General features: G+C 61.8%; 12 protein-coding genes. 8 read left to right on the top strand and 4 right to left on the bottom strand.

The features are described 5' to 3' along the window. The first annotated feature begins 160 nt into the window (after positions 1-160). The 3 genes from LJE91_09720 (at position 161) to cyoE (ending at position 2,509) form a co-directional block, all read left to right on the top strand. Complete coding sequence (locus LJE91_09720; protein MCG6868980.1) at positions 161-919, top strand: SURF1 family protein; 759 nt, start codon at positions 161-163, stop codon at positions 917-919. Next, positions 909-1,487, top strand: a complete 579-nt coding sequence (locus LJE91_09715) for an SCO family protein (GenBank protein MCG6868979.1) — start codon at positions 909-911, stop codon at positions 1,485-1,487. Before LJE91_09720 ends, LJE91_09715 begins: the two co-directional genes overlap by 11 nt. Positions 1,488-1,597: 110 nt before the next feature. Then, entirely contained in the window at positions 1,598-2,509 is a 912-nt protein-coding gene (gene cyoE / locus LJE91_09710; GenBank protein MCG6868978.1) for a heme o synthase, read from the top strand. Positions 2,510-2,542: 33 nt separating this feature from the next. Here cyoE and LJE91_09705 read toward each other — a convergent pair whose 3' ends face one another. From LJE91_09705 to ftsY, 4 genes are all read right to left on the bottom strand, one after another. Then, positions 2,543-2,809 carry a hypothetical protein gene (locus tag LJE91_09705; protein ID MCG6868977.1) on the bottom strand — a complete coding sequence of 89 codons (267 nt, stop codon included), beginning with the start codon at positions 2,807-2,809 and terminating at the stop codon, positions 2,543-2,545. Positions 2,810-2,957: 148 nt separating this feature from the next. Further along, the gene (gene ftsX, locus LJE91_09700) at positions 2,958-3,977 is read right to left on the bottom strand and encodes a permease-like cell division protein FtsX (GenBank protein ID MCG6868976.1); all 1,020 of its coding nucleotides are present in this window, start codon (positions 3,975-3,977) and stop codon (positions 2,958-2,960) included. Next, complete coding sequence (gene ftsE / locus LJE91_09695) at positions 3,934-4,632, bottom strand: cell division ATP-binding protein FtsE (protein MCG6868975.1); 699 nt, start codon at positions 4,630-4,632, stop codon at positions 3,934-3,936. Before ftsE ends, ftsX begins: the two co-directional genes overlap by 44 nt. Positions 4,633-4,681: 49 nt before the next feature. Further along, entirely contained in the window at positions 4,682-5,584 is a 903-nt protein-coding gene (ftsY, locus tag LJE91_09690; GenBank protein ID MCG6868974.1) for a signal recognition particle-docking protein FtsY, read from the bottom strand. Positions 5,585-5,738: 154 nt separating this feature from the next. Here ftsY and LJE91_09685 point away from each other — a divergent pair, with 154 nt between their 5' ends. The 5 genes from LJE91_09685 to LJE91_09665 are packed head-to-tail and all read left to right on the top strand — an operon-like array spanning position 5,739 to position 9,849. Then, positions 5,739-7,109, top strand: a complete 1,371-nt coding sequence (locus LJE91_09685; GenBank protein MCG6868973.1) for an insulinase family protein — start codon at positions 5,739-5,741, stop codon at positions 7,107-7,109. Then, positions 7,106-8,434: an insulinase family protein gene (locus tag LJE91_09680; protein ID MCG6868972.1), complete on the top strand. Its 1,329-nt coding sequence runs from the start codon at positions 7,106-7,108 to the stop codon at positions 8,432-8,434. The genes LJE91_09685 and LJE91_09680 overlap by 4 nt, the downstream gene beginning before the upstream one ends. Further along, positions 8,412-9,032, top strand: a complete 621-nt coding sequence (rsmD, locus tag LJE91_09675; GenBank protein MCG6868971.1) for a 16S rRNA (guanine(966)-N(2))-methyltransferase RsmD — start codon at positions 8,412-8,414, stop codon at positions 9,030-9,032. The genes LJE91_09680 and rsmD overlap by 23 nt, the downstream gene beginning before the upstream one ends. 28 nt (positions 9,033-9,060) lie before the next feature. Then, positions 9,061-9,540, top strand: coding sequence for a pantetheine-phosphate adenylyltransferase (gene coaD, locus LJE91_09670; GenBank protein MCG6868970.1), 480 nt, complete (start codon positions 9,061-9,063; stop codon positions 9,538-9,540). Between the two features lie 54 nt (positions 9,541-9,594). Further along, positions 9,595-9,849: a YfhL family 4Fe-4S dicluster ferredoxin gene (locus tag LJE91_09665; protein ID MCG6868969.1), complete on the top strand. Its 255-nt coding sequence runs from the start codon at positions 9,595-9,597 to the stop codon at positions 9,847-9,849. Positions 9,850-9,990: the final 141 nt, after the last annotated feature.

Genomic DNA, 9,990 nt, shown 5'->3' with positions numbered 1-9,990 from the left:
GATCGCGGCGAACAGCAAAAGAATGACGAATTTGAATAACATGAAATACCACCCGGGAACTAAACGGCCAGTATAGACCAACGGGGCGTTTAGAAATATTGCGGCGGCGCGACGGGAGAGATCCCGGTGTGTTGTCTCGTGTAATGCGGTATGCAGTGAAATGAGATTTGGTGAGTACGAGCTTTCGCTTCCCCTTCTTCCGGCACTGGTTGTCCTCCTGCTGATCGGTCTGCTGCTATCTCTGGGTGCCTGGCAACTCGAGCGGGCCGACGAAAAGCGCGCGATTTCCAGGGAGATGCATGAAAGGCAGGAAAGCGCGCCTTCCAGGCTCCCGCTCGAGGTGACCGACCCCGAGAGCCTGCGATATCGTCGAGTGAAACTTGCGGGACGGCTGGAGGAATCCCGGCAGTTTCTGCTGGATAACCAGATGAACCGGGGCGCCGTCGGAGTGAATGTCCTGACGCCACTCAAATTGGCGGGCAGAGACGAGGTCGTTCTGGTCGATCGCGGCTGGCTGCCCTGGGGGGCGTCCCGCAACCGGCTGCCGGACGTTTCGGTCCCCCCGGAACCCGTATCCCTGATCGGAGCAGTGTATGTCCCCTACGGAAAGGGTTTTCGGATCGGGGAAATGGACAGCGGCGGGGGAGACTGGCCCACACTGATCCAGTATCTGGATTTCGACAGGATATCGGCGTTGCTCGGTTACCCGGTCCTGCCGATGACGGTGCGGCTGGAGAGTCCCGCGGAGGCCGGGTATGAGCGAAATTGGGTGGACCCGCCAGCCAATCCGCAACGTCATATCAGCTACGCGATACAGTGGTTCGCCCTGGCCGCGGTCCTGCTGGTGATCTATCTCGCCCTGCACCTCAAACGCCGGGACCGGCACCCGCCTGGCGAGGAGGCGGACCATGAAGTCTAGCGTGCGTTTTTCGACCACGACGAGCCTGCTGGTCATCTTCCTGCTCCCGCTCGTTGTTGCGTCCGTGTTATACAAGTACCGTGATACGATGCCGTTGCCGAATCCGAAGTCGCACGGGGTTCTGGTTCAACCCGTGCGTCAACTGGCACCATTCACCATCACGGACAATGCCGGTGGGGAGCTCACGCTCGATCTGCTGAAGGGCAAGTGGACGCTGGTCTATGTGGGTGCGGACGGGTGTGACCTTGAATGTCAGGCAAGTCTGTTCAAGATGAGGCAGGCACGTCTGGCCCTGGGCGAGGACATGAGCCGTGTGTCGCGACTGTTCCTCCTCGAGGGTGACCCCGGCAGTGCTGGTGTTGTGGAGATCCTCGAGGACTATCCCCGCATGATGGTGGCCGGTGTGGACCGCCGGGTCGCCGAGACGATGTTCGGTACGTATCCGGAGGGACAGATTTTCATGGTGGACCCGCTCGGCAACGTGATGATGCGCTACGATTCGACGGCCACGACCAAGGGGATCCTGAAGGACATCCAGCGGTTGCTGAAATATTCGAGGCTCGGCTGAGGAGTATCCTGGGTGATCCGCTGTATCGTCGTGTTTTGTTTCGCAGTCCGACCGCCGGGTCGCGAAGGCACCCCCTTTGTTTCACAGAATCTACCACGAGAGCGTTGAATATGCCGTCTGCAAGAGCCCAAGCGATCAATCGCCTCGTTTCCTCCCGTATCAGGGAGTATGTCGATCTCTGCAAGCCCAAGGTCGTCGCCCTGATGGTATTCACGGCCTTCGTAGGCATGCTGCTCGCCGCGCCGGGGGAGGTCCCGTTTCGGATCATGATCCTGGGCAACCTAGGCATTGCGCTCGTCGCCGGGGCCGCCGCGGCGGTCAATCATCTCGCCGACCGGCGTATCGACGCGATCATGGCCCGGACCCGGGGGCGGCCGTTGCCGTCGGGGCAACTGGAGGCGCGGCAGGTGTTGTTCTTCGCGCTGGCGACCGGCATCGTGGGCGTCTGGATCCTGGTGAGCTGGGTCAATACGCTGACCGCGATACTCGCCGTCCTGTCACTGGTCGGTTACGCGATTGTCTACACCCTTTATCTCAAGCGCAGGACCCCGCAGAACATCGTCATCGGGGGCGCGGCGGGAGCAACGCCGCCGTTGCTGGGCTGGACAGCGGTCACGGGCCAGGTCGATCCGAACGCCCTGTTGCTGTTCCTGATCATCTTCACCTGGACACCGCCACACTTCTGGGCACTGGCGCTCTACCGGAAGGAAGAGTACGCGCAGGTCGGGATCCCGATGTTGCCCGTGACCCACGGCGACGACCTGACGCGACTGCATATCCTTCTCTACACAATCCTGCTCGTTCTGATCACGATTCTCCCGTTCCTGACGAGGATGTCGGGTCCTATCTACCTGGTGGGCTCGCTACTGCTGGGTGCGGGATTCCTGTTTCAGGCGATCGTGCTCATGAAGGCAAGAAGCAAGCAGCGGGCGATCAAGACGTTCGTCTACTCCATCGTCTATCTGATGCTTTTGTTCGCGGTGCTCCTGTTCGATCGCTACCTTCCGCTCCTGGTGGTTTAAGCTAAGGGAGGGGGCCGCGCGGGGGCCGGTGCGTTACGAGGTGTCGCCGTCCTCGACGATCGCGGAATACAGGAGGGCAATGTGGTAGCGGTATTCCCGCAGTTGCACAGGGTTGGTGATGTCGTAACGCCGTTCTGATTCCCACACACGGGCCACCGGGTAGCGGCCAGAGAGGCTCTTCAAGAGGATTTCCGCGTCGGACCGCCTGGCAAAATCGGGGCTCAGTGCTTCGACATCCTGTTCCGTACCGCCCACCTTCCCTCTCATTCCCACGAAGTAGGAAAGGATGCTGATGACCATGATCTTGTTCCGTCTTTAACTTCCTTGGTCGTTGTGAAAGCTAATGTAAGGCGTGACGGACGAATGTTCTGCCTAGTCTTTCACAGAAGGGTCGCTGCCTGCAGGGAACTTTCCAAACTCTGAGACTTGCCTTTTGATTTCGCCGGGATCAACTCGGTTCGATCCGACCGAGGTGACGCCCCACCGCGAACCACGAACCGGCCAGGCCGAGGGCCACGGAGGTCCCTAGCACGACCAGGGTATCAACGGGGCGCAGGCCGCTCAGTTCGTAGGCATTCTGATACAACGAACTCAATCGTGCGACCGGGCCGCGCATGAAACCGATGGCGATCTCGACCGTCAGACAGGCTGTCAGACCACCCAGCAGTCCATACAACAGCCCGCTATAGAGGAATGGACGGCGTACGAACCCGTTGGTGGCGCCGATCAGTTTGGCGACGACGATCTCGTCCTTACGCCCTTCGATATCCAGGCGCACGGTGTTTCCCACGATGAGCAGCACCGCCAGCGCGAGCACCATGGCGATCGCCAGTACCAGACGCTTGCCGACGTCGAGTATTGCGTGGAGTCTCTTCAGCCAGGCCAGATCGAGCTGTACGAGCTCGATCTGCGGCAATGCTTCCAGTTCGCCTGCGATCCGCTCGAGGGACGACAGGTCATCTTGATCGGTGGGGGTGAGGATCAGTGTGTCGGGCAGGGGATTGTCCTCCAGCGCATCGAGGACCTCCCCCATGCCCGAGACCTCTCGGAACTGTCTCAGCCCCTGTTCGGCGGTCACGAGTTCTATCGAGGCGATATCCGCCCGCCGACTCAGCCTCTCTTGCAGGGCATGGCGATCTTCTTCGGCCAGTCCCGGCGTCAGATAGAGTGAAATCCCGGGGTTCGTATCCAGGTTTTCTACCGCACCGAGGACATTCTTGAGCAGCACGTGCAGACTCGCAGGCAGCGAGAGTGCAATGCCGATGACACCGATAGTCATCAGGGAAGACAGGGGGGCGCGGGTCAGCCGGGCGAGACTGAAACGCAACGAGCGCGGGTGAGCGCGAAAATAGCCGGTGAGCCGGCGCAGGCTGAGCGGTGCATTGCCGGACTGGGTAGCTCCCCGCCGGACGCGCTTGCTCCTGCTAGACTCTCGCCGCGAGCGGCGTGCGTTGTTCGTGTGGCGCATCGGGATTCAGTAACCGGCCCTGATGCAGCCGGTATATGGGTTTGTGCATACGTGAGATCAACGCAATGTCGTGACTCGCCACCAGCACCGTCACACCGACCCGGCTGAAGTCCATAAAGACGCGCATGATTTCGACCGACAACTCCGGATCGAGGTTTCCGGTGGGCTCGTCCGCCAGGAGGACCGGCGGTTTGTTGATGACGGCGCGGGCGATTCCGACCCGCTGCTGTTCCCCCCCGGACAAGGTCACCGGCATCGCCTTTTCCTTGTGCAGGAGTCCCACCTTGTCGAGCGCGGCGCGTGTGCGTCGCCCGATCTCACGGCGTCCGTAGCCCGCGATGACCAGCGGGAGCGACACGTTTTCGAAGACGTTTCTGTCGAACAGCAGTCGGTGGTCCTGAAAGATGATTCCGATCTTGCGGCGAAACGCGGGGATGCATCCCCGTCGCAGATGGGTGATGTTCTGCCCGTCGATCACGATCTGGCCGCGACTCGGGCGCTCGATCACCGTGATCAGTTTCAGCAGGGTGCTCTTGCCCGCTCCGGAGTGGCCGCTGAGGAACACCATCTCGCCCCGGCCGATCTCCAGGGTGACGCCACTCAGGGCCTCGTTTCCCGTGGGATATCGCTTGCCGACGTTACGAAGCTGGATCATCGCCCCGTCGGATCGGTCATTGGCAGCGTTCCGGGGTGGTCATGGGCCGTCATTGCCCCTCGTGCTCCAGGAGCGCGTCGACGAAGTCGACCGCGTCGAAGACCCGCAGGTCCTCGATCGACTCCCCGACGCCGATGAACCGGATCGGGATGCCTGTCTTGCGCGCCAGGGCGAACAGGATGCCACCCTTCGCCGTACCGTCGAGCTTGGTCACCGAGATACCGGTGACTCCGACCGCTTCGCTGAACTGTCGTGCCTGGTTCAGGGCATTCTGGCCGGTGCCGGCGTCGAGCACGAGCATGACCTCGTGCGGTGCGGTGGGGTCCAGTTTGCGGATCACACGTTCGACCTTGCTAAGCTCGTCCATCAGGTTGGTCTGGGTATGTAACCGTCCCGCGGTGTCCGCGATCAGTACATCGATGTTTCGCGCGCGGGCCGATTCTATGGCGTCGAAAATGACTGAGGCACTGTCGGCGCCGGACTCCTGCGCGATGACCGGCACCTCGTTTCTCTCTCCCCAGGCCTGCAACTGCTCAACGGCGGCGGCGCGGAAGGTGTCACCCGCGGCAAGCATGACCGAGAGCCCCTTGTCCTTGAGCCGATGCGCGATCTTTCCGATTGTCGTTGTCTTGCCGACCCCATTGACACCGACCACGAGGAGAATATACGGTCGCCCGTCCCGGGGGATGGTCAGGGGTTTGTTGCATGGCGCGAGAATATCGCGCATGTGTTCGCCCAGGACATCGAACAGTGCCGTCGCGTCCTTCATCTGGTTTCGCCGCAGGCGGGCGTAGAGGTCGTCTATGATCTCCGTTGTCGCCTCCACCCCGACGTCAGCCATCAGCAGACGGGTCTCGATCTCTTCCAGAAGGGACTCGTCGATCTTTCCCCTGATCAGGACGCCGACGTCCTCGTTGAGGATGGCGTTGGTCTTCGACAGACCGCGCTTCAGTCGGGAGAGGAATCGACGTTTTCCCGAGTCTGCCTTTGGGTCGTTTGTGGTGTCCCCGACGGTATCCTTGTTGCGTTTGAAACTGATTGCCACGGTGCGAGTCCATTAATTCAGGCCGGGCTATCCTAACACTGAAAAAGGTACGCATTCACTCATGAGAACGAAGTTCCTGCCGTTGCTGATCCTGGCCTCCGTGGCGAGTCTGCACGCAGCGGAAGAGACAAACGACCATCCCATACACGAGCACATCCTCCGCAACGGTCTCAAGGTAGTCGTGAAGGAGGATCACCGGGCGCCGGTGGTCATCTCGCAGGTCTGGTACAAGGTTGGCTCGGCCGATGAGTCGAGTGGCGCCACGGGGGTGTCCCATGTGCTCGAACATATGATGTTCAAGGGTACCGAATGCGTCCCCGCCGGACAGTTCTCCGCAATCATCGCGCGTCAGGGCGGTAGGGAGAACGCGTTCACCAGTCGCGACTACACCGGCTATTACCAGCTTCTCGAGAAGTCCCGGCTGCCGATCGCCTTCCGGCTGGAGGCCGATCGCATGCGAAACCTCGAACTGAAGGAAGAGGCGTTCCGCAAGGAACTGGATGTCGTCAAGGAGGAGCGCCGGATGCGAACCGATGACAATCCCAGGGCGCTCGCCTACGAACAGCTCTACGCCACGGCCTTCAACAACGCACCCTATCATCACCCCGTTATCGGTTGGATGGAGGACCTCGATCATCTCGAGCTCGACGATCTCAAGACCTGGTATCGGCAATGGTACGCACCGAATAACGCCACGCTCGTCGTGGTGGGGGACGTCGATCCCGAGGAGGTGTTCAGGATGGCGGATGCGGCATTCGGGGGCGTCGAGCCCGAACCGGTACCACGGGGCAAGCCGAGGCTCGAACCACCGCAGAGAGGCGAACGCAGGGCCGTCGTGAGGGCCCCGGCGCGTTTGCCCTACCTGGTGATGGGATATCGAACGCCGGTTCTCGGTACCACCGCGGAGGGCTGGGAACCCTATGCCTTGCAGGTCCTGTCCGGGGTACTGGATGGTGGGCGAAGTTCGAGATTCGCCAGCCAGTTGATCCGCGACGAGCAGGTGGCCGCCAGCGCCGGGGCCGACTACAGCCTCTATGGCCGTTACGATGGATTGTTCGTGCTCAATGGGGTGCCCGCCCAGGGTAGATCGGTAGCCGAGCTGGAGCAGGCCCTCGATTCGCAGATCGAGCAGGTTCGACGGGAACCGATCGGCGAGGAGGAACTCGCAAGGGTCAAGGCACAGGTGATCGCGGGCGAGATCTTCGGACTCGACTCCATCGGCAGTCAGGCAAATCTGATCGGTGCCGCGGAGACCGTCGGGCTCGGCTGGGAGTCGCTGGACGAGTACGTCGAACGGATACAGGCCATCACACCCGAACAGGTACGCGAGGTGGCGCAGCGTTATCTCGAGAAGGAAGGCAAGGTTGTCGTGCAGGTCGAACCCCTGCCCCTGGCACCAATGGCGCTGACTTCGGACGAGGCGCGAAGTTGAGCCCCTCCGTTCGCTGGATGCGCCTGCTGTCGGGAATCCTGACCGTTGCCCTGGCCGGCACTGCAGTGGCGGCGCCGAAGATCCAGCACTGGGTCGCCGACAATGGCCTTCGCGTCTATTTCATCAGTACGCCCGAACTCCCGATCCTGGATATCAACGTGGCGATCGATGCCGGGAGTGCGCGCGATGGTGAGCTTCCCGGACTGGCACGATTGACCGCGGCAATTCTCGACGAGGGCGCGGCCGGCCTGGATGCCGACGCCATCGCACGCCAGTTCGAGAATGTCGGTGCGGAATTCTCCGCCAGTATCGACCGGGACATGGCATCACTGTCGTTACGGACCCTGAGCGATCCGCGTTACCTCGACCCTGCGCTGGATACCTTCGAGGCGGTTCTGACCCGCCCCGATTTTCCGGAACGCGACTTCGATCGATTGAAGAATCAACTGGTCGTTGCCATACGAAACAGCGAGCAGGAACCCGGCAAGGTGGCGTCCAAGGCCTTCTACCAGGCGCTCTACGGCGATCACCCATTTGCCACGCCCCCGATCGGGACCAGGGAGAGCGTCGCCAGGATTTCGCGGGACGATGTTCGCGACTTCTACCGGCAGTACTACGTCACAGGCAATGCGCAACTGGCCATGGTGGGCGATATCGATCGGGCTCAGGCCCAGGCGGTCGCCGCGCGGATCGATCGGGAACTCGCAAAAGGCAAGGCCGCCGCACCGCTGCCGCCGGTCAAGCCGCTCACCGAAAGCACCACCGTGACAATCCCGTTCCCCTCGGAGCAGGTGCACGTCCTGATCGGTCAGCCCGGAATACGGCGTGGGGACCCCGACTATTTCCCGCTGTACGTCGGCAACCATGTCCTCGGGGGCAGTGGGTTCACCTCGCGTCTGGTGAAGGAGGTGCGCGAGAACCGCGGTTTGTCGTACAGCGTCTACAGCTACTTCCTGCCGAACAAGGTCAGTGGCCCCTTCCAGCTTGGTCTGCAGACCCGGGTCGATCAGGCCGGCGCCGCCGAGGCGCTGGCCCGGCAGACGTTGGAGGATTTCATCGTGGAGGGGCCGACCGAGAAAGAGCTCGCGGACTCGAAGAAAAACATTACCGGCGGTTTCCCGATGAGCATCGACAGCAACGCGGATCTCGTCGGATATATCGCGACCATCGGATTCTACGGCCTGCCGCTGGACTACATGGACACACTGACTGACAAGGTAAACGCGGTGACCCGGGAAGATGTGCTTTCCGCCTTCAAGCGCCGCCTGGATGTGGAGAACATGGTAACCGTGATCGTCGGCGGTGAGGCGGCGTCCCCGGAGTAGCCCAAGGCCCGTCGAGGGCCGGCTGCGCATCGTCGGCGGGCGCTGGCGCAGCCGGCGCATCGCGTTTCCGTCCGAGGAGGGTGTCAGGCCGACACCCGACCGTGTTCGAGAGACCTTGTTCAACTGGCTGGGGACGCGCGTCGTCGGCGCCGAATGCCTGGACCTGTTTGCCGGCAGCGGCGCCCTAGGTCTGGAAGCCGCATCCCGGGGCGCTTCCCACGTCACACTGATCGATCGTCACCCTCGGGTCGCGCGCGCACTCCGGGAGTCTGTGCAGACGCTGGGAGCCGACAACGTCGAGGTGCACCGCGGCAACGCATTGGCCTGGCTGGAATGCGCCCGGGAGGTCTACGACGTTGTTTTCCTGGATCCACCCTATGCCGCACGGGACCTGCTGGAATCCTGTATCGCGCTGATCGCCGCTAACGGGATCCTGTCCGCGGGCGGGAGACTGTATGTGGAAACTGTCGCGGAGGGAGGGCTGCCCGACCTCCCCGAGGGGTGGCGAACCCTGCGTTCCGGGCGGGCCGGCGAGATCGCCTTCGGGCTGGTCGCGCCTGTTGAAGTGTCCCCGGAATCGGCCGGGGAACTTGTCTGACACGGTCCACCGTTCGATACTGTTCGCCATGAGTACCACCGCGATCTATCCCGGCACCTTCGACCCGATCACCAACGGTCATACCGACCTGGTCCGCCGCGCCTCGCGCCTGTTCGACCGGGTGGTGGTGGGCGTGGCCGCCAGACCGGGAAAGACACCGCTGTTCAGCGTGGAGGAGCGTGTCGATCTGGCGAATCGCGCCCTTCAGGGGCTGGGCAACGTCAGCGTGTGCGGTTTCGATGGCCTGCTGGTCAAATTCGCCCATCAGATGGGGGCCTGTGCCGTCCTTCGGGGACTGCGCGCCGTATCGGACTTCGAATACGAGTTTCAGATGGCGGCGATGAACCGCCGCCTGGACCAGGACCTGGAGTCGCTGTTTCTCACCCCGGCGGAGGAGCACTCGTTCATCTCCTCTAGTCTGGTGCGGGAGGTCGCTTCACTGGGAGGTGACGTTTCGGACTTCGTCGACGCTGCGGTCGATGTCGCCCTGAAAGCCCGCTTTCGCTAACCTGCCGGAATCGCATCGTATTTTTTCTTTTTCAGACAGAGCAGGTTGTGAATCATGGCCCTGATAATAACGGACGAATGTATCAACTGTGACGTGTGCGAACCGGAGTGTCCCAACGAGGCCATCTATCAGGGGGAGGAGATCTACGAGATCGACCCGACGCGATGCACCGAGTGCGTAGGGCACTTCGATGAGCCCCAGTGCGTCGAGGTCTGTCCCGTGGACTGCATCCCGAAGGACCCGGACCACGAAGAGACCCGGGAGCAGTTGATGCTGAAGTACGAACATCTGATGGCGGAGAAGAACTGAGGCGATTGCCGGAAAATGGCATACCAGATCGCGCCGGATTTTCGTTCGTCATCAAGGCGCGACAACAGGCGCATAGTCGAACTATGTCACTATTGTCGCAACACAGAGGACGAACGAAAAGACAAGCAGGATGGTATGTCA

The organism is Gammaproteobacteria bacterium, assembly GCA_022340215.1.
Classification (GTDB): Bacteria; Pseudomonadota; Gammaproteobacteria; order JAJDOJ01; family JAJDOJ01; genus JAJDOJ01.
Note: the sequence above shows the minus strand (reverse complement) of the source record. Positions and strands in the feature narration are given on the sequence as shown.